Genomic DNA, 25,524 nt, shown 5'->3' with positions numbered 1-25,524 from the left:
AAATGCAAGTACAATTTGGAGTGGAGGAGGCTGTAGTCAGAGGCTAAATATCAGTATTCTTGTTTTATTCTAGTCATCCCCATCATTATTAAAAATATTCTCTAAAGCAGCAACTATTTGCCTGGAGCTTGTGCCATTACCATAGGGATTGGTTTTGTTGGCCATTTCTCTATATAAGGTTTTTATGTGCAAAAGATCATATGTTGCTTGAAAAATGGAGCTTGGATCTGTCCCAACTAGCTTTAATGTTCCAGCCTCCAAGCCTTCAATACGCTCTGTTGTTTCTCGCAATACGAGTACTGGCTTGTGTAGGGCTGGAGCTTCTTCCTGGATACCGCCACTATCTGTCAATATAATATCTGCTCTATGTAATAAATTATGAAAAGCAATCACATCAAGCGGTGGGATAATACGCAATCTTTTTTGCGATTTGAGGTATTTTTGTGCCATGTCCTGTATGGATGGGTTTGGATGGATAGGATAAATTACTTTGAGATTGGGGATTGCTTCCAAAAGATTATTTATAGCTGTAAAAATATGCTTTAAATTGCTGCCTAAATTTTCTCTCCTATGCGCGGTTAATAGTAGGCATAAGTCATTCTCTAACCAATCCAGTAACGGGTGGGTAAAACCTTTGCTAATGGTAATATGAAGAGCATCAATAGCAGTATTACCTACCACAAAAATATTTTTTTCTGGTATATGCTCTGCTAGAAGGTGAGTTTTTGTCGTGGTGGTTGGAGTAAAATGATAATCAGCAATAAGAGCAATCGATTGGCGGTTAAATTCTTCTGGGAAAGGGGCTTTAAGATTATATGTGCGAAGACCTGCTTCGATATGTGCTATGGGAATGTGTTGATAAAAGCTTGTTAGCGCACCAACATAAGCGGTAGTTGTATCGCCATGAACACACACTAGGTCTGGTTCTATATGTGCTAGTAATGGACTTAGACGATCTAGGATTTTGCTACTTATGGAATGTAGGGTTTGAAATTTATGATGGACATGGAGATTGAAATGTGCCCGTATCCCGAAAGCTTGCAGAATTGGTTGTAGCATGGATTCTGTGTGTTGATTACTGAGAATATTGCAGACTAAAAAATTATTTTTACCTTGCAACTCTTTAATGAGAGGGGCTAATTTAATGGCTTCTGGCCTTGTTCCAAAAACAATGGCGATGAGTTTTTTTATACTAAGAGGAAAGAAATCTTTGTATATACCAAAAAGTTTTTGTTCCATAATATCCCAGGAAAATTGTGTTTCATATATATATTTTCGCTTTTTTTCTAGGTCTTTTGTATTAGTTTCTACTAGTCTAATACATGCTTGCAATAAATTCTCTTTAGAAAAATCAATAACCTCTCCCAGCTTATAGTTTAAAACATATTCACTCATACCGGTACCCCTGATCATTACAACAGGCTTACCTAAAAACAAAGATTCATAGAATTTATTGGGTGCTGCGTAGATGTGATTCGTGATATCCGGATTATATAGGGCTGTTAGAATATCGCAAGCGTTCTCTAATGCCAAAGTATCCTCATAGCATATTTTTCCATAGAACTCTATGTTATCTGATTCTTTGGCGTAGTGTTCGACCATATCTTGTAAAACGCCAAAGCCAGCAATATGTAATTCTAAAAGATGGTTTTCCTGTACCAGTTCTAGAAGCTCTTTTATGTATCGATGAGGGCTTAGAGAACCCACATAGGCAATTTTAATACGATGGCGTTTAGAATTTTTTAGTTTAAAGACTTTTAAAGATTTAGGCTTCTTGGGTGCATTGTGAATAATGACTTGTTTTTTTGGTGTGGCTGGTGCAATTTGTTTGAGACGGGAATCTGAACAGATGATGCAAGCATCGGCATGGTTAATAATGAAATTTTCCATTTCCTTGATAATCGGTTTTAATTTTTTTGGTACAGAGAATGTATCTACATAATAGTCAAAAATGTCATAAATCAATATCTTTTTACATAGTTTTGCTATGCAAAAAGCAGGTAGGGCCGTATCAAAATCACAAGCATGGATTGCATCAATATTTGCGCGGTTCTTCCATAAATATACAAGGGTTTTATATTGAAATTTTATCATTGGAACAATATTGGCTAGCCCAGCGCCATAACTAGCTTTGATACCAACTCTATGGATGTGATAGCCTGGTCTAGATTCATTTGAATCGGTCGATCCGTCTCTATCCCATGCAAGCACGCTTACATGAGTGCGCAGTTTTGACAGGCTAGTAGCAATTTTTTCTACTCTAGAATCTGGATTGCAAGGATTTGAACGGATGATAAGGACATTTGTTTTGGTAAAAGAAAAATCTAACTTTTTTTCAAAAATTCCTCTATCTGTGCCGCGATATTGCGCCATCTTAACTCTTTGGCTCGAATAGTGGCATTGTGACTAAGGGATTCATACAGGCTAGAATCTGCAAGTAACGACAGCAACATGTTGGTAAAGCTTGCGACATTAGGTTCAGCAAAAACCGCACAGGCTTGTGGGGTGCAGATTCTTGAGGTATCTGCTTGTGTGGCATGACATATTTCATCCTGCCCCCCCCCCCCCTCAGTTGCTAAAGAAGAATTCAAAATAAATTGTTCGGCCAATCCTCCTACTTTTGTACAAACAGTAGGCATAGCATTGGCAATAGCAATGGCTGCCACACCGCTTTGACTAGCCTCTAAATATGGCATAAGCAGTATGTCTGCATTATTAAACAGATCCACTATGCGTTTTTGGGGCAGAAATTCATCGATAATTTCCAGTTTCGCTAAAAGCCCTTTGCTTAAATGGCTGGTGTTATAAGTATATGAGCTTTTGCCTGCGATAACGAGCTTTTCAAAGCTTGCAAGCGGGACTTGTTGTATTGCCTCAAGGAGCAATTCAATGCCCTTGTACTTGCTTACGCGCCCAAAAAAAAGTAAAGTGGGCATGGGTTTACGGGTTTTTGGTGCATTATGCAATCCCGTAAGGTCAAAAATCCCGTGAGGAATAACCGCAATATGCTTATGTTTTAGAAGATTTTGTGGGACAAGGGATTTGACATGATGAGTTAAAAAAACAATATGAGTGGCAACCTTCAAACAGAGATTGATGAGTGGTTGCTGGAATCTTATATCGCCAAAATGCACGACTCCATCGTGTTCTGTGTAAATCACAGGCTTTTTTAGGAGTCTAAAAAGCAACATAAATGGCAGATTCCAAAAATGAAAATGTGGTAAATACAACATGCTGTAATGTCTTGAAAGAAAGAAAAAATGCACTAAAAGCAAGGGTAGTAGGAAAATAGAATTGAAAATAAAGGAGATTTCGCCTCTATAAGTGGGGATAGATTTTGCGCCTTTGATCTTGCTTTCTTTGCTGATATAAGAACTCTGGTAGATCGTATATGGGAGAGTAAAATGGCGCAAAACATTGTCGGTATAATATTCGAAGCCACCGCCTTTGCGACAGAGAGATAAAACTAAAATTTGCTTGACCATGCACCCTTAACCCTAGAATATGTCTGCTTGAAACCATCTGCTAACTGTTTGGCGTCAATAAACTAAAAACTTTATTACCACCCCAGATGGCTTATTTTACCTATTTTTACTTTATTTTTTTCTTAGCCATAAGCTTCCGCCGGTGTTTTTCTGGCTTAGGGGCAGTGCGGCGGCAAACTCGTCTTTGTAGAGATGATTTAAACAGGTGTTGAAAAACACAATTTCAAAGACGGAATTAAAGCTTAAAAATGCGCGTAAAACATAGGCTTCATTCCACGAGTTTTTATCGCGTAGCCAGTCATTAGGGTAGCTAAATGGGTAGAAAATATCGTGGAAGTGGATATATACGCCACTTTTAAGCCTAGGGAGAATCTCAAAAAAGATTCTATTAACATCGGAGTTGATTTTAGCAATGTGTGTAGAATCTATAAACAATATATCATTTGCTTTTAGCTCTTCAAAAATGCGTATATCTATCTCTTGCAGGCGGTGTGGCAAAATGCGCGTGTTGTGGGAGTCTATATCACTTTGTTTTAGCAGAGAGTGGAGAAGGGCGGGGTAGGGCTCAATGTGGGTGATATGAAAAGGGGTTGTTTTGGCTTTATTGGTAGATTGCGCTTTGCTTGTGGTTCTGGCGTTGGCTTTTGGGCTAAAAATGGCGATTGCTGCGGCGAGTCTGCAGTTACGCACGCCCAAGTGCGCACCCTTGACTCCGTCTTGCAAAATCCCATTTTTATCTCCAAAATCCTGTCGCCTAGCTGCGTTTGTAGAATTTGTGCCATCGTGCAAAATCCTAGAATCCTTTGCGGACTTGCTTAGAGCTATTGCATTTTTTCCAGAATCTAAAATAGATTCTAGCTCACAAACAGAATCTGCTTTATTTTGCCCCCCCCCCCATAGATTTTTACCTGTGAAGAAAAGCTCTCTCACATCGTGCATAAGTGCGGAGCTAAAGCCAGAGCCGACTTCTATAATCCTTTGTGGTCGCAAGTGGCGTATCATAGAATATAGACAGATTCCATCGCTGTGGCAGTAGGCTTGGTTGTCAAAGTAGTAGCGTAAATGGGGCTGCTTAGATTCTGTGAATGGCAGCTCTGTATAAAGCTTGGCAAACTCTTTAAGCAATGCTCTTTGGGATTTTAGCTTTAAATCTATACCCATTAAATCGCTTGGCTCATAAGAGCGTGCGGCAATACCCTCTTCTATCTCTTTGGCATTAGCAATGGGCGAGTAGAAATGTCCGCTTGGGACAAAATCTATTTGCCCAAAGATGGCTTGAGCTTTGCGGTAGCACTTGCGTAAAATGCCCTTAAGTGTGGGCTTCTTTGATGGGGTGTTAAGATACATAAAAACTCCTTGCAATGTGGGATTAGCTTGTTTTCTTGCCAAGCAAGATTCTAGCTTGACTGCGGAATCTTGCTGGAATGGCGTTGCGGATACATACGCGCGGGATTATCCAAAACAGATATTTGAGTGTGTGCATTATAGGGAAAAGGCGGTTGTATTTATAGCCGATTTGGCAGTCTTCTTTAAACATTTGCCTAGAGAGCTTAGAGCTTACGCCCTCTAGGCTAAAGTTTGAGACGACAATGGGGATATGCTGGAATCTCGCTCCATTATTGTAAGCCTTGGCGAAAAAGTCCGTGTCTCCCGCGATTTTAAAGCCTGTGTCATAGCGGTAGGCTCGCATAAGGGGGGTGGCGATAAAGGCGGATTGATGGATAAAGTGGTGCTTGTATTTATGCGGTTTGGTGGAGGCGTAGAGAATCTTAGAGTGGGCTTCATCATAGATGAGCTGGGAGTCGCCATAAAGGATTTGGGGAGTGGTTTGGGGGGCTGCTTGCTCTTGCGCGGTGTGGGGCTGTGTTTGTGGCGCATCTTGCGCGCTTTGTAAAAAATGCGTGAAAAACTCTTTTAGCGTATTTGGGCTATAAAATCTATCTCCACAATTCATAAAGTTGCACCACTGCCCTGTGGCAAGGTCTATGCCTTTATTCATCGCATCATAGATTCCGCTATCGCACTCGCTTAAGAATTTAAAAGTAAAATTTTTCTCTCTATGCGTGGCTTCAAGGTAGATTCTGCTTTGGGCTTGCGTATTTTCTTTAGCAAACAAAGGATACTGCTCGCTATCAGCCGATGTTTCTTTAGAAAACGCAGTTTCTTTAGAGTCTCCATTATTTCTAGAATCTATATCCGCACACGAGGCGATATATTCTATAATTTTTTCTCTCGTGCCATCATTGCTTGCCCCATCAATGATGATGTATTGTATATGCGGATAGTCCTGCCCCACCACAGAATCCATTGTCTCAGTAATTTCTGCGATACCATTATAAGTAATGGTGATAATAGAGATGGGCGGCAGATGTTCTCTCATCGACTTATTTTGCGCGATTTGCGACATATCAACAATCATACAGCAAGCCTAACATTAAATTATTAAATGATGAATTTTAACAAAAAAAATCTCAAACCACTTATTAAATTTATAAATTCGCGCACCAAAAAGCATATTGCCTATGTTGCTAAATCAACAATACACCATAATCATATTGTGTGAAAATCTTGATTTTTCTTGGTCATTTTATGATCTAACGCGTTGATCCATTTTGAATCTTCTAGCATCTCAAATGTATGGATGACAAATGGTCTAATATAAAAACATTGTGGAGGGACCACGATATACTCTTGTCTTTTGTGAGGATTATGATAATCAAAGAGTGTAATTTTTATTTTACCATCTATAATAATAAACATTTCATTAGTATGTTTATGATAATGTCCTCCGCGAACTACACCTTTGAGAGATGTGATAAGATTTATTTCCTCGAAGCAAAATCGATTACATAAACCAAGAATGCCTCCCCTATCGTCATTATGAGAAAAATACGGTTCTAAAAATTCAATCATATTAACTCACTTCTATAATCATCTAAAGGAAATGACGAAACAAGTGAAAGATTAGGAAAAAACAATCTTTGTTTATTGACTTGAGATTTTACAGGGATAATTTGTGCGAGTTTGCTGCTTGGATTCTGGCTTTGTAAAATTTGACGAATTTGCATTCCAAAACTATATCTCGTATAAACAGACGAACCACAAATATGTAAAATATCATTGGTATATGATCCACATAATAGCTCCATAACACATTGTATAAGCAATGCCATGGGTGTTGGGGTAAAAATCGTATCATCATAAAGCTCTAACACTTCTTTTGTTTGCAAATTTGACACAAGAAAATCAAAAAAAGTGCCACCCTTACCCATAACAGCAGATGTTCTTATAATTATGGCGTTATCATAGTTATGTTGCAACAAATATTCAGCTTTTTGATTGCTTATACCATAATTTGTTTGCGGTGTTGGTGTGTCGGTATGGCGATAGTTTCCACGCACACCATCAAACACATAATCAGTAGAAAAAAACACAACGCGAGGGTGATAATTGTCAAGTTTATCTATGCTCCATATAAGATAAGAAAGCGGATAAGTATTAACAGAATATGCATACTCTAAATTATCTTCTGTCAAGGTTAAATCTTTGCTGCCAGCTACCCATAGAATAGTGTCTGGCATATAGGTTTTGATAAATAGCTCGACATCTGCCTGTTGTGATATATCAAGGCGCACCATTTCTTGGTGTTTTTGATGCTTAAAATAAGTGCCTACGACATCAAATTGTCCGCGCAAGTGAGTAAAAAACCGAAACCCTATAAAGCTAGAAGCCCCGATAATGGCTATTTTCATTTAAGTTCTTTTACAATTGTGTCCGCTCCACCATCATATTTGTCATATTGATCGATGATACCAGCATTGTTTTGTTTAAACTCTTCATACATTTTCGTGCCTGGAAATGGCACGCACCTGCTTAATTGGAAGTTTCTTTTTTCGCCATCAGGTGTATAGCCCATATTTTTAAGAATCTGCATATCGATTTGATGCATTTCCTCCGTTTGTCCAGGCATATCACGCATCATTGTAAGATGTATGAATATGTCTGGATATTTTGAGCTAATGTATTCTAGTGTGTAGCGAAAATCTTTTCGTTCTATTCCTTTGTGTATGCGTTTTAGAACATCTTGGTTGAAAGTTTCTATGCCAAACCTCATACCGACACAACCACTTTCTACCATTTTATCATAGAGTTCTCTTGAGCTACAGTCAAGTCTCCCCATCATGGTCCAAGGCAGACCTATCCCCTTAAGATAGTCGCAAAGTTTAGAGATTCTCTCCTCCCCTATATTGAAAGTATCATCATCAAAAAATATACTTTTAAAGCCGTGCTTAGCTATCGCTTCTTTAATCTCTTGGGCAATCTTCTCTGGGCTTCTTTGGGCGACATTGCCAAAATACATATTCTGTGGCCAAGAGCAAAAGGTGCATTTAAATGGACAACCCTTTGAAGCATAGATTTGCAGTTGTGGACGAGGTGTCGGCATACTAGGATCATAATACTTTGTAGCACTTTTGTAGTCCCTAAAAGGAAATGGGATGGAATCAAGATCTTTGACAACCTCACTCTCGTATATGCCACTTTTGATACCCGACTCGAAGTCTTTCACCATCTTGAGACTGCTTAAGATATACTCGCCCTTGAGGTAGTATGAGATACTAGGATATGAAGCTTGGATCTCTGCGATGGTTTTGTCGTTTAAATGTGGTCCGCACAAAGCTACAGGAGCGAAAGTCGCTACTTGCGTGGCAAACCAAGTATCTATATCGATAGTAGGGGTAGAGCATTCCAGGACAACAATATCCGCATTTTCTCGTTTCACCTCAGCCAAAAAGTCCTGATAGTCATAGACCTCTTCAGCGATCGCATCAAGGATATTCACCTCATAGCCGAAGCTCTGAAGATAGGCTGCTGCATAACCCATAAAAAATGGATAAGGGGCATACCCCATCGGTTCATTAGCACTAAAAGGCCATCGAGATCCAGCCCTTACGCCATAGCGTGTGCCATTATAAAAGCTAGGAAAAAAACGCGTTATGTAATTATATAACCGCCCCCCCCCCCCCTTGATATTTCTATAAGTAGAAGGTGTGCGCAATTTATCAATGAAACTTGGTGCTATAGTGAAATTATTACTCGCGTTTGATTGTGAGTTTTTAACAAACGGCGGATTTACAAAGATGACTTTCATATAAGCTCCTGTTCTAAAAAATTTACTAAGTCTTTGGCGCGCTGTGTAATTGTGCAGTATTCTATCACATAATTGTAACCATTTTGAGCTATTTGCTTAGCCTTGCTTGGGTTGTCTATGTAATAGCGAATTTTGTCTTTAAGATCATCATAACCATCTGTAAAAACCATATCATCCTTGAGATCTTTCATCGCGCTAGGGACCTTGTCGCTTATTAAAAAGCCCTTGCAAGCAAGCACTTCTAATGTTCTTAGCGTGATCACATCCCATTCTATGCAGCTTGGTAAAGTGCAGTTGAGATTGATTTTTGCTTGGCTGTAGAGGTAGGGCACCCATTCCTGCGGTATTTTGCCACGAGAAATGCGCTCGAAAGGTTTTTTATATGGCGCGAGTTGCTTGAAGTTTTTCCAAATTTTGAAGCGCGATCTGGGTATGCGCCAGTTTCCAAAAAGTCCAAAGTCAAATTCTAGTGCCGGGTAGAGATAGCGCATAGTTGCCTCTTCGCCTTTGATATCGTTACCCACATATGCCACATCACATTGATAGAGTTTAGCTTGCTCATAGTGTGGTGAATCTTGAGAAATAGGATCTTGCGGAGAGAATACTTCTGTATCCACACCAAAAGGCAGGTAAAGCGAGGGCATATTTACTTCGCTACCAAAGACATCAAGTATTTTTTGAGAAAAGCAAAGCAGGGCATTAAAGTGTTGATTGAGATATTGTGTTGGAAAATGACTTTTTTCATCTGGAAAACCATTTTGAAAATAAAAAATGTTTTTGTTTGCTATGGGCAGAAGTTCTTCTACTTCATTGAGATAAATCATAATATCAAGCGGCTTAGTTGGAAGAAAATTTGGTGCGTATGTTTGAGCGTGTATATGTGGATAAAGATTGTTTATGGCTTTTGTTAAAGATTCTGCTAGGAGTTCATCGCCTATAACATTTGTGTGTTTTTGTGAGAGAGAAAATTTATCCCATTTGATGTAAAAGCCGATTTCTAAGGTTTTTTGAGACATTTTTTGATACCTTTCTTTATAAAATTTGGTGTATAACGCTTAAGCATTCTTAAATATTTTCTATCATAATATCTGCCTGTTTTTATAAGATCTGTAATTATTTTATCATCTTCACTAAAAGCTTCAAGAAGTTCGATAGCATTTTGATCGTGTTGTGGCACAGCAAGACCCATACCAGACTGTGTGCGATAGAGAATTCTTGAGATATGTGTAGATGACAAACAATTCGCAATCCAAGCAAACGCATTTTGCATATGCCAATTTATAACATCGTGCATAACCCATATTGTATTCTCATCACAATAATTCTGCATACCTTGAAAATCTAATAAAAGCTGTTCGTTTGTATGTAGCCCATCTATAAAAACTAAGTCGATAGGAGTTGAAAAATGCTTACTGACTACACTATGGTTATCCTTTGGGCTAAAAGCGAACTCCACTGCAGCGTTTAGCCTATGTTTCTTAATAATTGATTGTGTGAGACTAATACCCAACATATTATCCTCGCCTTCAATTCCAGCATCCATAGCGACTACCTTTGCTTCTGGAAAAAGAAGCGACAAAAAAATTGTGCTATATCCAAAAGCATTACCGATAATAAAAATGCTTTTAACATCTGGTTTTACATCTTTCAATGTTTCAAAGAAGAATAATTCTGTATTATTTACCCCCCCCCCCCCCCCGCAGTTCCATATCGTTATTGATACTAGATATTACATATGAAAAAGGTGTATATGCGGAATACGCTTCAATAAATTCCCTAGATGCAGAAAAATGCATAGGATTTAAAGAAGTCTTTATTTTATATCCTTCCTGTTTATAAAGATCGATTGTTTTGAGATAGGCAGACATAGCGCATCCTTATTAGTTATTGGTGTTCGTCAAAGCACATAGAAGTGTATTCTTTTAAAACTTATAAAAAGATAAATAAACTCAAATGGCTTGTGTTTTAGACATAGTTGAAACTAATAATCAACATAAATTATTGCATATATTTTTCATACATTCGATAGATCTTTTTAATAACTCTTTTATGCAACGATAAATAAGAAAAAGATATATCAAAATCAATCATATCAAAATTTTCACAAACTCGAATTATTTCTGGGTGCTTAATAGGAAATAACAGCTCATAGCTTGGCATTATGGCAAATTTTGATTTTCCTATGGTGTGCGTGGCATCATTTCTATTAAAGCCGATGTTTGTGATCATATTATTTTTAGGATAAATGCAAAGCCCCTTGTGCTTCCATACGCTATATGCCAAAGGATAATCCCAAGTATCTATCTGCCCTTTTGAGTAGGATCTAAAAATCTTATACCAATAGCGTTTTTCTCTAATGGAGTAGAAATTATCAAGCGTGCTAAATTCTGCTTCAAAATCGCTAAATTCAAGCTGATATTTCTGCCACGACCTAGCCCAGCTAGCCCAGCCCCAGATATGTGGGTATTTGGAAAAAAAGTAGTCCTCTTGTAGTCGCGCTTTTGGGTGTAGTGTTTCTACTGAAGTGTTTTTAGCAAAATCCAGCGCGCTCCAGCCACTTATCATAAAAATCTTTTCTTCATATTTGTAGCGCTCTAAAAGCTCATCACAGAATCGAAAAAAGCTTAAAGTTGGCAGGCAGTCATCTTCTAGGATAATGCCTTGCTTTTCGTGTGAGAAAAACCACGATATAGCCGAGCTTACCGCCATTTTGCAGCCTAGATTTGTATCTAAAAAGCGCGTGTAAATCTCGCACTCCCAAGTGATATGCCCTATAACTTCCTTGCGCAAATGTGCGATTTGCGCCTTTTCTTGCTCATTTCTGCTGCCATCAGCGGCTAGATAGAGTCTAGGGGGCTTAACTTTGGCGATTTGCTCTAGGGTAGCAAGCGTAGTGTCAAGGCGATTGAAAAAGAGCAGTAAGATAGCATTTTGACACAGATAGGGAGCTGCCATTATGCTGCCCTGCCTTGTTCGCACTCATAATGCAGGGCATCTGCATAAGCAATGGCAGGAAAACTATGTGCTGCCCCCCCCCCCTATGAGCTATCATAGATGTGAGCTTTTTGTGCAGTGTCGTGGAGAGTTTTGCTAGCTTGTTTGTTACGCGCTTTTGTAGGGTGATTTTGTGCGCTAGCTCAAAGGACCTAATGCGCTTGAGTGCTAAAGTGGATTCTACTATGTCCTTAGGAAAGATGATGGGAAATTTTGTATTTATACTAGAGGCATTAAAAATATTCCCACTATCGCCACAATGCACCCCAGAGCCATCAAAGCCGATTTGCTTAATGTATGAAAGGCTAGGGCAGAGTGTTAGGGCATTGTGCTTATAAGCGATGAGATAATTAAAAATCGCCCAAGTTTTTAACCTGCCTTTGTGGTTGAGCGTAAAGTGGCTAAAGTAGTCCGCCACTCCATCAAGATTGATATAAGCAATATCGCTCTTGCTAAAAGAGTTTTTAAAATCCAAAGACATATCGCGCTTAAAATACTGCCACCGATTGCTCCAGCTAGCCCAGCCCCAGCAGTGCGGAAGCCTCCAAAAGTAGCAATCCCCCAAGCCTTGTGTATCGATTGGGTAGCTCCAGCCTGCTATGCTCCATACTTTTGGCTCGTTTTGGTAGGTTTTAAGAGCGGCATTCATATAGTCTAAAAACACAGGCGATACGACAATATCATCTTCTAGCACAATGATTGTGCCGTGCTTGTTGATAATGCTTGTAACGCCATCAATGATAGAATCCGCAAGCCCAAAATTGCGCTCTCTTTGAATAAAGGTGATATGCTTAAAATATGTGCCATTTTCATTACTAGCAATAAAGTCTTGCAAGTAGGAGCTAACCTCTAGGACAGAGTCTTTTTGCTCTTTGGTGGCATTGTCCTTTAGCCCATCTTGATATACGAAAAGCTCGCTATCTTTAGCTAGCTCATTGGCTATGAGCGCTTCGAGAGTCTTTTTGGTGTGCTTGGGGCGATTATAGGTGAAAAGCACGATAGGGGCAAGAGTGCTGTGGGTGCTGTGTTTGGTGGATTCTGGCATGGATTCTCCTTAGTATATTGGCACTAGCTTGAGATGAGCTCATTGCGGCTTCATGTTAGTCGCGACATTATAACAGATTCACAATTATCGACAAATCTTGTATTTTACAGCTTCATAATCTCTTGGGAATCCAAAAATTAGAGTAGAATAGCGCATTTGCTTTGTTTTATACCTATGCCAAGTCATGGTGGATTCTTTGTTTGGGCAATCTTGTCAGCATGGATTGGGGCGAGATTAAGATACTTACATGTAAGGAGATAAATTCTATGAAACACGCAATTCGTTCTATATCCCACGCCATGAGTTTTATTGTCGGGCTTGGACTTACGCTCATTATCGCGCTTTTTGGCATGGGGCTTTCTAGGGTGGGGATTTTTGCGAGTCTGCATATTTCCCCGCTTATCATTGCGATTGTGCTTGGCATGCTTTGCTCCGGGATTTTTGGGATTCTTGCTACGCGTCATGCGGTATTCTCGATTGCACACTACAAAAGTGGCATAGATTTTAGTGCCAAGCGGCTGCTGCGCTTTGGGATTATTTTGTATGGGTTTTTCGTCTCGCTTGCAGATATACAGAGCGTAGGGTTGGCAGGGATTGTGCTAGCAGTTGTGGTTGTTGTGGGTGTGCTGGTGGTTGGCGTGCTGGTGGGGAGTAGGATATTTGGGCTTGATAAGGAGCTAGCGCTACTTATGAGCGCTGGCTGTGCGATTTGTGGTGCAGCTGCGGTGCTAGCATTAGAGTCCGCCCTAAAATCCAGTGCTAGCAAAAGCGCACTTGCCATTGGCAGCGTGGTGGTATTTGGGCTTTTGGGAATGTTTTGCTACCCCATTTTATTTAGTGCGGGGCTTTTGCCCCTAAGCCAGACACAAATGGGGCTCTACACAGGTGCGACGCTCTATGAGGTCGCAAATGTTGTGGGTGCTAGCGATGTTCTCTCCCAAGATGCTGCAAGTATCGCACTGATTGAAAAAATGCTGCGTGTTGCCCTGCTCGCTCCTGTGCTGCTGCTCGTGCCGCTATTTTTTGCAAAATCTAGTCATGCAAAAAAGCAGATCTATATCCCTTACTTTGCGCTAGGCTTTGTAGCGGTGGTAGCGCTACACTCGCTTGTGGCGTTGCCGTTGTGGCTTATCACCTCTGCTAAAGTGTTATGCGGGATTTGTCTTAGCATGGCGATGTGCGCACTTGGCTTGCAGATAAGCCCCAAGCAGTTTGCAAACGCCGGAAGCAAGGGGGTGCTGTGGTTTGGGGTGTTTTTGTTTGTGTTTGTGAGTGTGGGAGGGTTTGCACTTACACTTGCACTTACGCGTGCATTTGCTTAGGGGTAGCTAGATTCTGGTCATGCCAGAGATTTACTGCAATATACAATCTGTATCTTGGCAAATTTTAGCAAAGGAATACCATGACATATCAGCAGAGTATCAAGCACTTTGAGGAGTTTTTGCAAGCAAGCGAGCCAGAGATTGCTGGGTTTCACCCGCATTTTTCACAAGCATTTTGGGAGATGCTGCGCCATGGTGGGAAGCGCTTTCGTCCCAATCTCCTGCTAGCTGTGGTAGCCGGAGCTAGACCACTTATGCTTAGCAATGCGTTCCTCCCAGCCCTGGCACTCGAGTGTCTGCACACCTATTCGCTTATCCATGACGATTTGCCCTGCATGGATAATGCTCACTTGCGTCGTGGCAAGCCAACGCTACATACCATCTATGGAGAGACGAGCGCGACACTTGTGGGCGATGGGCTTAATACCTATGCTTTCTATCTGCTTTCAATCGCCAAGCTAGATTCTAGCGTGAAAGTTGCGCTGGTAAAAGAGCTCGCAGAGAGTGGGGGGATAGGTGGCATGATTATTGGGCAGGCGCTTGATTGCGAGTTTGAAAATCACTCTCTCCCACTAGAGCAGCTCAAGATTATCCATACCAATAAAACCGCCAAGCTCATCGCTGCGAGTCTCAAAATGGGTGCATTGATTGCCAATCTCTCGGCGAGCTTGCATGATGAGCTAGGTGAGTTTGGCTTGCAGCTAGGGCTGTATTTCCAAATCCGTGATGATATTATCGATGCAGTGCAGGAGGAATCTCAAGCAGGCAAGCCCACACGCAATGACAGCCAGAAAAACAGCTATGTCAATCTCTTGGGGCTCACAGAGGCTAAAGCACTCTTGCGTGCAGAATCTAGCGCACTCCATACTAGGCTTGCTGGATTCCCGGGCATGATTGGGGAGAATCTTAAGGAGCTGCTTGGGGAGTATTTCACAGAGATTGTGTAAGAAGTCTTGTGCGCGTGAGTAGTGTTGCCCTGTGAGGGATTGATTTTAGATTTTGCTGTGAGAATCCGCCCAGAATCTAGCGGGAGTTAAGGAGAAATTATGCTCTGGTATATCGCCAAACGCTTAGCTCTGCTTATCCCTACACTTTTTGGGATTGTCGCGCTCAATTTTTTTCTTATCCAGCTTTCTCCTGGCGGTCCTGTGGAGCAGGTCATTAGCAAGCTAGAATCCACCTATGCAAGTGAAGCCCAAGCAGGTTTAAAGGCTAGGGATTACAAGGCTAGTCGCGGTGTGCCAGAGGGGCTCATCACCGAGCTTGAAGCGCAGTATGGATTTGATAAGCCTATTTTGGAGCGTTTTGCGCTGCTGGTGAAGTCCTATGTATGCTTTGATCTAGGCACAAGCTACTATCGTAAAATCGCTGTGTGGGATCTCATCATCGAGAAGCTCCCTGTTTCTATCAGTCTTGGTGTGTTTAGCACGCTTTTTATTTATCTACTCTCTATCCCGCTTGGGATTTACAAAACCCGTCATAATGGCTCTCTTCTTGATAGTGCTTCGTCATTTGTGATTATTGTGTGTAATGCTGTGCCGCCATTTCTTTTTGCAGTGGTTGGGATTGTGCTGTTTGCGAGTGTCTGGCAGATTTTTCCACTACGCGGGCTAGTGAGCGATGAGTTTGACTCGCTTAGCACTATGGGGAAGCTCCTAGACTATCTGCATCATCTATGTCTGCCTGTGCTCTGCCTTTCGCTCGGCTCTCTAGCGTGGCTCACAATCCTTAGTAAGCATTCATTTCTTGATGAGTTGCATAAGCCTTATGTCCTAACTGCGCGTGCCAAGGGTGCTAGAGAGAGCAGGATTCTCTATCATCATGTATTTCGCAATGCCATGCTGCTTGTCATCGCTTCATTTCCAGGCGCATTTTTGGGCATGTTTCTTGGAGGGAGCTTGCTTATTGAGACACTTTTTAGTCTCGATGGTTTGGGGCTTTTGGGGTATGAGAGTATTGTTAGTCGTGATTATCCCGTGGTCTTTGGCACGCTGTATATTTTCACACTTTTTGCGCTGATAGTTGGGATTATCAACGACATTGTCTATATGCTCATCGATCCTAGAATCCATTTTGATACGCGATGATGTGCGCTAGATTCTGTTATAATGCGGGATTTAAAGCCACGATAGAGGAGTGAGCGAGCATGCCAGCAGCACAAAAATTGCCCAGACGGATTCTGCAATGCCTTGTATTGTGTTTGCTATTTGGTATTTTTGCCTTTGGCTCACTCTCTGCTACACCTACGCTACAATCTCAAGAGCAAGCAGCACAAATCCCAGAATCTACCACAGATTTCGCGCTAGATTCTGCTCTCACTTCCCCCCAGAGCTCCAGCACTGCAGAATCGAGAGTTTCAAAATCTAAGCATGCTCTAGCGATCGGTGCTTCTATCGTAAGTGGCGATGGGGTGCTACACAAGCAAGAGTCTAGCTCGCTTGATAAAATCCGTGCCACAGATAGCAGTATGGTTATGATTCTAGGGGGGATTTACCGCGCCGCACCTAGGCATATATTGCGCTATGAGGGATATTTGGGCTTTGCTCGTATTGCGTTCGCACATGGGGATAGTCAAGAGTTTTTTGAGCTAAGTGGTATCAAGGCTGGCTTGGGGCTGGGCTATGAGTGGGTATTCTACCGAGGCAATGCAATCTCGTGGAATGCGTTCCTAGGTGCGGAATACAGCGCGACATACTACAAGCATGATCGCGCCAGCATGCTTATCCAAGAGATCATGCCAAAGCTTGGCATAGGTTTTGAAGGACGCTATCATCATTATTTTGAGCTATTTTTTGGTGTGCCTGTATTTTCGCATTCAAGTCTGGCTAATCTCACGCCCTCCTCGGCTATCTCTAAGCAGCCTCGCCATTTGCGCTTGGGATTCTCCTATATCTATCGTTTCTAAGCTTCTTGGGGCAAGGCATGGAAAAAAGCTTTGGGCAGGTCATGCAGGAGTGGCTCTATGGCGATCAGGGATATTATAGAAGCACGCATATCGGGCGAGATTTTTACACTGCTGTTACGCTTTCAAAACTATTTGGTGGTTCAATCGCGCGCCATATCCTTAGCCTGCTAGATTCCAGTGCTTTAGATTCTAGCGTGCTAGAATCCACACCTTTGTCTTTGCCACTACATATTATTGAGATTGGCGCACACCATGGCGAGTTGATGTGTGATGTGTATGATTTTTTAAGCGCGCTTAGTGTTGGTGTCATGGAGCAAACGCGCTTTAGTATCATTGAGCCACTAGAGTCTTTGCGCAAAAAGGCGCGTGAGACTATCGCACAGCGTGCGATCACACAAGTTGGCACGCTTGATGAGATAGCGCTTGATGAGGCCGAGAGTGTGTTTATCATAAGCAATGAGCTTTTTGATGCATTTGCGTGTGAGCTTGTGCGTATAGATGGCGACCAAGAGTTGCTTGCTTGTGTGTGCTGCGATGGTGCAGAAGCGCCTGTGAGTCTTGTATGGCGGGATTTACATGGGCTTGCGTATGGGGATTGCGCTATGGATTCTAGCCTAGAATCCAGCATGCGCCATCGCGCGCGCAGGGTAAGGGAATTTATGCAACGCTTTGGTGTCACCAGCGGAGAGATTCCCTTAGGCTGGGAGGAGTTTATTGCTAGGATATGTGGCTTTGCTTCGCGCGCGAAATCATGGAGATTTTTGAGTTTTGATTATGCAGATCTTGGCGGGGCTGGGGGAGGGCAGGTATTTTCTCTGCGAGGTTTCTTTGCGCATAGGGTGCTTGGATTCCCAGAGATTATGCAAAATCTGCCCGCACTTTTTACCCGCTGTGATTTGACTTATAATGTTGATTTTGCATTATTGGAGCAAATTTTTGCTGCACATGGCGCGCGCAAGTTGTTTTCTGGCAGGCTTAGCACGCTTTTGGTGGAGTTTGGGCTCATTGCATTGCTGGGCGAGCTTTTGGAGTATAGCCCTAGCGAGTATCGCACCCAGAGTCTGCGCGCGCGAGAGTTGCTGGCTGGCTCGCTTGGGGAGAAGTTTATGGGCATTTGCTTTGGCGGATAAGCTCCAAAATCTCTTGCTTGCTTTTGCCTTGCAGTGCTTCAAGGCCCCCAGCAAACGCTAGGGCACGCGCGATTTGCCCATCGCTTAGACCTTTTTCTTTGAGGAGATTTTTTTGCGTTAGGGCGCTTGTCTTACTGCGGCGGTGATAGCTTATGGCGTAGTGATGGACGCTATCGCGCAGCTTTTGGAGGAATTGTAAGCGCACATCGCTAGATTCTAGTCGAAAAACTTCTGTGCTTGTGTAAATCACATCGCGTGCCTTGCCCTTGGCTCGGTAGGCTTTCGCATCGCGCTTTTCTTTGGCGATGGCGATGACATCGACACGCGCACCGCTGGATTCTAGGATCTCTTTGGCGATGGCAATTTGCGCCTTGCCACCATCAAGCAGCCAGAGATCTGGCGGACTTTCTTTATCAAAGCTTAATGCTCGGCGCGTGAGCATTTCACGCATTTGTCCGTATTCATCACGATTTTCTAGCTTGTATCGGCGGTAGTGCTCTTTGGCAAATTTACCTTGTGCATACACTATCATGCCGCCCACGCAGTTCTCGCCACCATGGTGGCTTGTGTCAAACACTTCGATAGTGTCTGGGAGAGTCTCTAAGCCTAGTAGCTCTTGTAGTCGTGCAAGCGTGCGAGAATCCTGCGCACTCTCTTGGCGGGCTTGGGCAAGGAGGAGCTTGGCATTTTCGCGCACGATTGGGAGGAATTTGGCATGGCGACCTTTGCTTAGGGATTGTAGGGGGATTTTACGCCCTTGTGTGCGCGAGAGTAGCTCGTGTAGGGAGTTAAGTTGCTCTTGACTAAGGCAGCTTATATCGCCGATGATGACAGATTCTGGGATAAGTGGCAGGGGCTTGGTGTAGCGATTGATTAGGGCTTGGGTGTAGATTTCGCCTAGCTGGCTATCTGCTTCTAGCCCACTATTTGGGCTTTGCTGTATGCGCACGATTTCATGCGTGTAGGAGACGATTTTACCCTCGCGGATAAAGAGCCATAGCAGCAGACCTTGGGATTTTTCATGCGCTTTTATAAAATCCCCAGAATCTACGCTATTAGATTCTGGGGGCTCTGGTATGTAGAAATATACAATATCAAAGCTCACGTTTTTGGCAAGATCGAGCACGCAGAGTGTTTGGAGATGGGAGAGCTTTTTTATCCTATCGCGATAGACTCCAGCTTCTTCAAATTGCAGGTTCTGCGCGAGTGTGTGCATTTTTTGCTTAAGCAGTTTGAGCAGGAGATTTGGGGATTTTAGCGTGCCAATGGCAGAATCTACAATCTCCTTGTAAGCTTCTTTGGTGATTTTGTGCTCGCATGGGGCTTTGCAGCGATTGATTTGGTAAAACAGGCATGCACGCCCTTTGACTACGCAGCTTGGCGCTCTCTGCACGAGCGCAAAAAGCTCTAGGAGAGAATCCATCAGCTCGCGGCAGCCATTGGGGTAGGGACCAAAGTAGCGCGTGGTCTTGCTCCCTTTGACTTGGCGCGTGATAAATGGCACAGGGAAATCCAGCCCCATATCAAAGGCGATGTAGGGGTAGGTTTTATCATCGCGCAGGAGGATATTGTATTTGGGCTTTAGCTGCTTGATGAAGGAGTTTTCTAAAATCAGCGCATCGCTCTCGCTTTCCACGACGATAGTTTCTATACGCGCGATTTGCCGCACCATAAGCGCGATTCTGGGGCTGCAGTTGGGGCTTGGGATCGGGGTGTTTTGCTGCTTGGTTGGCGTTAGGGCGAAGTAGCTTTTTATGCGGTTTTTTAGGTTTTTTGCCTTGCCTATGTATAAAATCCTGCCGCTAGAATCGTAGTATTGATAGACTCCGGGCTTATCAGGTAGGGTGCTAAGAGTGTGGGCAAGGGTGGATTCTGGGCTAGATTCTAGGTTAAGGGTGGATTCTGGCATAGGGGGCTTGGGCTAGCTAGCTTGGCTAGCTGCTGGCTTCTCCCTCACGCTTACTTCTGTGATTTTGGCGATACCTAGGAGATAAAAGACAAAGCTTAATATCGTGGCGATAAGTGCTAGGGCGAGAATCAGCATAGCCGCATAGATAAGAGAAGTGTTGATTGAGAGCTCATTGATATGTAGAGTATTTAATGAGCTTTGCTCCAAGCTTGCTTGAAATATCTCCGCCCAAAGACTAAAGTCAATCGCTAGAAACACCACAATACAGGCGATGATGGCAAGCACAAATGAGCCGACATAGAATTTAAAAGCTAGGATAAATTGCTTGAGATTAGTGCGCGCGCTAATCTCTGCGCAGATTTTCCAAAATAGCCATAGCATTAGCACAATATCAATGCAATACACCACGCCAACAGCACCTATGAAAGCTCCAAAATCTGCTGCTCCACCTTGTGCGGCGACTATGAGCACCATTGCTATCATAAGCCCAAGCCCAAGAGTGATTAAAACCATAAGTATATGATAGGTAAAAACAGGAGAGTTGCTAAGCTTGGAGAATTTATACACCCCTACAAGATACCACACAGCAGCCCCTAGCATTACCACCGAAGCGATAATCCCGACAAAAGGCACGACACTAAGAAAATAGCAAATAAGCATAGTAACAAGCGAGCGAAACATCGCGTTTTTGGCAGAAAGTAACTCAGGGGAGTCGTAGATTGAGAGAGTTTGCATGGAGGCTCCTTTGAAAGATTTGGATTCTAGGATTTTGGAGTCGCGCAGAACGCACGGAGATTGCGGATTGTAGCAAAATATCTGTGTAAAAGTCTATAAACACAAGGCGCAGAGTTTGAAGTGGAATCTAGCCCAGAATCTAGCTAAAAAGTGCTGCGATTTTATGCCAGATCTCCCCGCCCTGCTCATAGATAAACAAGCCCCATACAAGTGCTACAAATAGTAGGCTTAGATACTGCGCCGCACTGCCCATGTCTTTGGCTTTTTTGGCAAAGGGGTGGGGCTCTAGGCTTGTGTGATCTATGGCATTTTCGATAGCAGAGTTAAAAAGCTCGACGATGACACAGAGCATTCCGGGCAGGATTAGTAGGGTTTTCTGCGAGAATCCATCGCCCAGCCAGAGCCCTAGGATTAGCGTAAGCACTGCCACACCCACCACCTGGCGGAATCCCTGCTCATCTATCCATGCTGCGTGTAGTCCATCAAGCGAGTAGCGCAGGGCACTGATGATACGCTTAAGCCCGCCTTTGCCCTTTTTGTCATTGCGCTGATACATGTTTCTTCCCTGTGTTTGACTACTTGTGCGCGGGGAGAGCTTGGTAGGTGATTGTTGTGTCTCTTAGCAGCGCAAAAGGATCGTAGAGAAAAGATTCTAGCGATATGGGCTTTTGTGCTTTAGGCGTGAGCTCGTAGGAGAGACCGCTGTTTTTGCCCAGATACATATCGCTAAGCGCATTGATACTAAACTCCACTAGTGCGATATGCTCTTTCTCACGGAGATTGAGCAGCGCGATATAGAGGGCTAGGGGTTTTATAGTCTCTATCGTGCTGGCAAACTGCGTGTAAAGCATGTCATATTCTTGTGTGTTTGTTTCCTGGGTGTTTGGATTATGTGCCGGAGAGATTTTGGGCTCTGTGCTAGATTCTGGTGCTTTGCTAGAATCTGCTTGGCTTTCATTGAGTGCTGCTGTGGCTTCTGGGGTATCTTGCGTGTGTGTGCTTGGCTCTGTTTGAGATTTGTGCTTGGCAAGTTCGCGGATAATTGCTTGTGGCAAGTCTTTAGCTGTGGTTTGGAGATGTGCGCGTTCGATGAAAACTGGTGTTTGCGCTAGGAATCCAGCGCGATCACTCATATACGCGCTGCCTAGCTCGTGCAAAATCTCTGGGAAGCTTGAGTCTTGCATGTGTTTATCTAGTGCGATATATCCGCTTACCCCCCAGGTATAGGCGAGATTACTTGCTTTGGCAGAGCAGGAGAGATTATGCGATAAAACAGGGCTTGGCGCTGGTGTATTCTCACTCTTTGTAGCGACATGCTCGTTGATATGCTCTTGGGCGGCGGTATTGCCTTGAGTTTGCTGGCTTGAAAGCTCAAGGCGGCATTGTAGGGAGCTTGGGTTTATCATAGAGATGAGATCTATGCGCGTTAGCTCTTGAAGCCCCTCAAGACTGGCGATATTGATTCCCGTGCTTTTGAGCTCGATTACCCCACCAGAATCGCTAAAAGACTCCACGCCAAGCTGTATGTCTTTTAGGGTTAGATTCTCCCATGTGATAGTGGGCGATTGGCAAGTGATTGCGCGAAACCCCGAGCAGACAAATGGCTCGTAGCTGATGTTCGCGCCTGCTTCTTGCATGGCTTGGAGTTGGGTGTTTAGCGTGTCTTGGAGAGTGGTTTTTAGCGTGCGTGTCATAAACACTAGCACGAGTGCGAGCACCAAAATCACCACACCCCCAAGCCCTAGAATCCAGACTATAAGCTTATGCGAGAGTGGTTTGCCTGGCTTTTGGGCTTTGGTTTTTTGGGTGGGCTTGGCGCTAGATTCTGTGGAGTGTGCTGGAGAATCTTGGCTAGATTCTGGGGTTTGGGTGGTTTGCTCTTTCATAATTTGCTCCTTTGTTGTTGTTTGTGCGGCTTAGAGAATCTCGCGCACACCTTTAGCATTTGGGGCGGAGAGGAAGCCTTGCTTTTCTAGTGCTTCAACAAGGCTAGCAGCTTTATTATACCCCACGCCAAGCCGTCGTTGGATATTGCTGATTGAAGTTTTGCCATCAAGGAGCATGATTTTTTTGGCTTCTTCAAGGAGGTCATCGCCCTCGCCACTTTGCTCATCACTACGCCCGCTAGATCCGCTAAGCGCATTGGAATCTGCCAGGAAGCTTGAGTCATACTGCACTTCTCGCTGGGATTTGATGAACTCCACGATAGATTCTATCTCCTCCTCGCTTGCCCAGGGTGCGTGCAGGCGCAGTAGGCTTCCACTCCCGCCAAGCGAGAAAAGCATATCGCCTTGACCTAGGAGATTTTGCGCGCCCTCAGTATCAAGGATTACACGAGAATCCATGCGTGAATTGACCTTGTAGGCGATTTTGGCAGGGAGATTTGTTTTGATAAGTCCGGTTACGACATCGACACTTGGGCGCTGGGTGGCGACGATTAGATGCAGTCCTGCTGCCCTGCCCATTTGCGCGATACGAATGATTGAGCCTTCAGCTTCCTTGCCACCTGTCATCATGAGATCTGCAAGCTCATCGATGATAACTACAATAAATGGCAACATCTCTGCGCCCTCGCTTGCAGCCTTGGCGTTGTAGCTATCGATTGTTTTGGTTTTTAGCGCTTTCATCACCTCATAGCGGCGCTCCATTTCTTTGGCGACATTGCTTAGGGCGATGATCGCCTTTTTCGCATCTGTGATGATGGGGGTTAGCAAATGTGGGATTTCTTCATAAAGACTAAATTCTACTTTCTTGGGATCGACCATGATGAGCTTTAGATTATCAGGTGAGTTGCGATAGAGAAGCGATAGGATCATGGCATTGAGCCCGACACTTTTCCCGCTCCCAGTCGTGCCTGCGATAAGAAGGTGGGGGAGCTTTTGCAAATCAGTAACAAATGGATTGCCCACAATATCTTTGCCAAGCCCTAGCACAAGCGGCGAGCTCGCTCCGCTAAACACATCGCTCTCCAGAATCTCACGCAAATATATCATCTCACGCTGGTTGTTTGGCACCTCGATACCTACAACATCTTTACCTGGAATTGGGGCTTGGATTCTAATAGAACGCGCCGATAGAGCCATAGCAAGATCATCGCTTAAGCTTTGGATTCTGCTGACTTTGACATTGGGTGCTGGACGAAATTCAAATGTCGTAACCACTGGACCAGAGTAGATTCTCGCCACATCGCCATCGATTTTAAAAACCTTGAGCTTGGTGAGGAGATTTTGGATTTTTTGATCGATTTCCCCCTCTTCAAAAACAATGCGCTCATCGCTTGGAGGCTGGAGCAGCGAGGTGGGCGGCAGGGTGTAGTTTTTTGGCACTTCCCGCTCACCGCGATCGAGTGTGTCAAGCAGTGCGCGGCTGGACTCTAGTTTGCTCACGATTGTGGGGGTAGTCGTATGTAGTGGCTTTTGGTATGGTGGGTTTGTAGAAGCCTGGGCTGGCTGGGTGTGTGGAGCTGCTTGGCTGGGCGCGTGGAGTAATGCGCTGGACTCTTGGCTAGGGTTTGGAGAATCTAGAGAATCTACAGAATCTAGTTTTATGTAATCCTGCGAAGTAGATTTTTGATCCCACGCGCTATGACTACTAGAATCTAATGTAGTCTCTAATGCAAACTCTGCCCCAGATTCTGGCGTAAAACTCACAGACTCTGTGAAGCTATCGCTAGATTCTAGGAAAAAATCTTGTGGCAAATCCATTGCTGTCCCATGTGTGTTGGTAGGGGTTGAGTCGTGTATGGGCGTGGTTTGTGTGATAATTTTAGTATGGTAGGTGGGTTTGTCTTGGAGGGGGGCTTCTTGCTCGTAGGCTTTGGTGCGTGAAATCGCTTGCTCCACATCGATTGAGAGCATTTCGCCTTGCCCGCTTTCTTGCACTTTTTGCGCTTCTTGCGCGCTCACAAGTCGCACCATTTCACGATGTCTGGCTTCGTTTTGCTCTTTGGCGCGCTGCTCTTTCTCTGCGTCATGGTAGAGAACCCGGATAGCACGCTCATCAAATTCCACGCCCACATTTGCATCTGCTGCGCCATTATGAGGTGTTTGGTTTGGTATATTAGTGTTTTTATCTAGGTGGAATGGTGTGTTTTGCGCATGTCTTGCGCTAGTTTGGCTTGTGTGATTTATACTAGCAGAATCTAGCCCAGCGCTTTTAGTAGCCACCGCAGTATCTTTACTCTCTTGCCTATCTCCTTGTATATCTCTGTCAAACTGCTTAATTTCTGGGCTGGCAAATACTTTCTCTACCCAGCTTTTGCATGCGCACCAGCTGGATTTTGCGCTTTGTGTGATGATGGGGCGCAGATAGAGATAGGCTTCTTTGATATTGCGCGCTAGATAGGTAGCTAGCCCTGTGATCGCGCATTGGATAGCTCTTTGTGCTGCTAGAATCTGCTTTGGCATAAGTAGTATCGCACCTGCGTAGAAGCACGCGATGATGAGAATCCACACACCAAAGTTGCCAAAGCTTGGTGTGATTTTAGCGATGAGTAATTCACCTAGTAGTCCTTTGTCTAGCCAGATACTCTGCACCAGTAGCACGCCAAGGCTAAGGCACGCAACAGCAATAATGGCTTTCACTCGCTTTGGCGAGAGGGTGGAGTCTTTATAAATCGCATAGGCTGGATAGATAAGAAAGAGCAAATACACATAGCCCAAATATCCAAACCAAGAGAGATTTAGCATGGCAAATGCTCGACCCATCTCGCCCATCTCTCCACTCTCGCCAAATATCGTAGCTAAGGTTAGAATGATAAATAATGCGCACCACGCACATAGAGCATATAGTCGTTTAATGTGAATCCCTTTAAGCAAAAATTTTTTAAACATATTATAGCATACACCCCA

At 43.6% G+C, this 25,524-nt stretch carries 21 protein-coding genes; 5 read left to right on the top strand and 16 right to left on the bottom strand.

The features are described 5' to 3' along the window. Positions 1–69: 69 nt before the first annotated feature. The 11 genes from wecB to Q0171_RS03040 all read right to left on the bottom strand — a co-directional run bounded on the left by wecB (position 70) and on the right by Q0171_RS03040 (position 12,673). Positions 70–2,373 carry a UDP-N-acetylglucosamine 2-epimerase (non-hydrolyzing) gene (gene wecB, locus Q0171_RS03090; RefSeq protein ID WP_299326690.1) on the bottom strand — a complete coding sequence of 768 codons (2,304 nt, stop codon included), beginning with the start codon at positions 2,371–2,373 and terminating at the stop codon, positions 70–72. After that, positions 2,325–3,485 carry a glycosyltransferase gene (locus Q0171_RS03085; protein ID WP_299326688.1) on the bottom strand — a complete coding sequence of 387 codons (1,161 nt, stop codon included), beginning with the start codon at positions 3,483–3,485 and terminating at the stop codon, positions 2,325–2,327. Before Q0171_RS03085 ends, wecB begins: the two co-directional genes overlap by 49 nt. 111 nt (positions 3,486–3,596) lie before the next feature. Further along, positions 3,597–4,832, bottom strand: a complete 1,236-nt coding sequence (locus Q0171_RS03080) for a class I SAM-dependent methyltransferase (RefSeq protein ID WP_299326686.1) — start codon at positions 4,830–4,832, stop codon at positions 3,597–3,599. A 22-nt stretch (positions 4,833–4,854) separates the two neighbouring features. Beyond that, positions 4,855–5,904, bottom strand: a complete 1,050-nt coding sequence (locus Q0171_RS03075; protein ID WP_299326684.1) for a glycosyltransferase — start codon at positions 5,902–5,904, stop codon at positions 4,855–4,857. Between the two features lie 490 nt (positions 5,905–6,394). Beyond that, positions 6,395–7,237: a sugar nucleotide-binding protein gene (locus Q0171_RS03070; protein ID WP_299326682.1), complete on the bottom strand. Its 843-nt coding sequence runs from the start codon at positions 7,235–7,237 to the stop codon at positions 6,395–6,397. Next, positions 7,234–8,634, bottom strand: coding sequence for a radical SAM protein (locus Q0171_RS03065; RefSeq protein ID WP_299326680.1), 1,401 nt, complete (start codon positions 8,632–8,634; stop codon positions 7,234–7,236). The genes Q0171_RS03070 and Q0171_RS03065 overlap by 4 nt, the downstream gene beginning before the upstream one ends. Beyond that, positions 8,631–9,650, bottom strand: a complete 1,020-nt coding sequence (locus tag Q0171_RS03060) for a glycosyltransferase (protein WP_299326678.1) — start codon at positions 9,648–9,650, stop codon at positions 8,631–8,633. The genes Q0171_RS03065 and Q0171_RS03060 overlap by 4 nt, the downstream gene beginning before the upstream one ends. Then, positions 9,632–10,285 (bottom strand): class I SAM-dependent methyltransferase, encoded by a 654-nt coding sequence (locus Q0171_RS03055; RefSeq protein WP_299326676.1) that lies wholly within the window; start codon positions 10,283–10,285, stop codon positions 9,632–9,634. The genes Q0171_RS03060 and Q0171_RS03055 overlap by 19 nt, the downstream gene beginning before the upstream one ends. A gap of 25 nt (positions 10,286–10,310) precedes the next feature. After that, positions 10,311–10,502 (bottom strand): hypothetical protein, encoded by a 192-nt coding sequence (locus Q0171_RS03050; RefSeq protein ID WP_299326674.1) that lies wholly within the window; start codon positions 10,500–10,502, stop codon positions 10,311–10,313. 130 nt (positions 10,503–10,632) lie between these two features. Next, positions 10,633–11,589 (bottom strand): methyltransferase FkbM, encoded by a 957-nt coding sequence (locus tag Q0171_RS03045; RefSeq protein WP_299326672.1) that lies wholly within the window; start codon positions 11,587–11,589, stop codon positions 10,633–10,635. Next, positions 11,531–12,673, bottom strand: a complete 1,143-nt coding sequence (locus tag Q0171_RS03040; protein ID WP_299326670.1) for a glycosyltransferase — start codon at positions 12,671–12,673, stop codon at positions 11,531–11,533. Before Q0171_RS03040 ends, Q0171_RS03045 begins: the two co-directional genes overlap by 59 nt. 266 nt (positions 12,674–12,939) lie before the next feature. On the opposite strand from Q0171_RS03040, the gene Q0171_RS03035 reads away from it, so the two are divergent. From Q0171_RS03035 to Q0171_RS03015, 5 genes are all read left to right on the top strand, one after another. Continuing rightward, entirely contained in the window at positions 12,940–13,995 is a 1,056-nt protein-coding gene (locus tag Q0171_RS03035; RefSeq protein ID WP_299326668.1) for a putative sulfate exporter family transporter, read from the top strand. A gap of 80 nt (positions 13,996–14,075) precedes the next feature. After that, positions 14,076–14,942: a polyprenyl synthetase family protein gene (locus Q0171_RS03030; RefSeq protein WP_299326666.1), complete on the top strand. Its 867-nt coding sequence runs from the start codon at positions 14,076–14,078 to the stop codon at positions 14,940–14,942. A 99-nt stretch (positions 14,943–15,041) separates the two neighbouring features. Further along, on the top strand, positions 15,042–16,082 hold the full coding sequence (locus Q0171_RS03025) for an ABC transporter permease subunit (RefSeq protein ID WP_299326664.1): 1,041 nt from the start codon (positions 15,042–15,044) through the stop codon (positions 16,080–16,082). Positions 16,083–16,141: 59 nt separating this feature from the next. Next, on the top strand, positions 16,142–16,900 hold the full coding sequence (locus tag Q0171_RS03020; protein ID WP_299326662.1) for a hypothetical protein: 759 nt from the start codon (positions 16,142–16,144) through the stop codon (positions 16,898–16,900). Between the two features lie 17 nt (positions 16,901–16,917). Further along, positions 16,918–18,030: an SAM-dependent methyltransferase gene (locus tag Q0171_RS03015; protein WP_299326660.1), complete on the top strand. Its 1,113-nt coding sequence runs from the start codon at positions 16,918–16,920 to the stop codon at positions 18,028–18,030. Here the strand turns inward: Q0171_RS03015 and uvrC are convergent. From uvrC to Q0171_RS02990, 5 genes are all read right to left on the bottom strand, one after another. Then, on the bottom strand, positions 18,005–19,939 hold the full coding sequence (gene uvrC / locus Q0171_RS03010; protein WP_299326658.1) for an excinuclease ABC subunit UvrC: 1,935 nt from the start codon (positions 19,937–19,939) through the stop codon (positions 18,005–18,007). The genes Q0171_RS03015 and uvrC overlap by 26 nt on opposite strands. A gap of 12 nt (positions 19,940–19,951) precedes the next feature. Then, complete coding sequence (locus Q0171_RS03005; RefSeq protein ID WP_299326656.1) at positions 19,952–20,674, bottom strand: hypothetical protein; 723 nt, start codon at positions 20,672–20,674, stop codon at positions 19,952–19,954. Between the two features lie 139 nt (positions 20,675–20,813). Then, on the bottom strand, positions 20,814–21,230 hold the full coding sequence (locus tag Q0171_RS03000; RefSeq protein ID WP_299326654.1) for a diacylglycerol kinase: 417 nt from the start codon (positions 21,228–21,230) through the stop codon (positions 20,814–20,816). 19 nt (positions 21,231–21,249) lie between these two features. Continuing rightward, positions 21,250–22,560, bottom strand: coding sequence for a hypothetical protein (locus Q0171_RS02995; protein ID WP_299326653.1), 1,311 nt, complete (start codon positions 22,558–22,560; stop codon positions 21,250–21,252). A gap of 30 nt (positions 22,561–22,590) precedes the next feature. Then, positions 22,591–25,506 carry a DNA translocase FtsK gene (locus Q0171_RS02990; RefSeq protein WP_299326652.1) on the bottom strand — a complete coding sequence of 972 codons (2,916 nt, stop codon included), beginning with the start codon at positions 25,504–25,506 and terminating at the stop codon, positions 22,591–22,593. Between the last annotated feature and the right edge of the window lie 18 nt (positions 25,507–25,524).

Origin of the sequence: uncultured Helicobacter sp., assembly GCF_937906905.1 — a bacterium.
Lineage (GTDB): Bacteria > Campylobacterota > Campylobacteria > Campylobacterales > Helicobacteraceae > Helicobacter_B.
The sequence above is the reverse complement of the archived record's forward strand: the minus strand, read 5'-3'. Positions and strand labels throughout refer to the sequence as shown.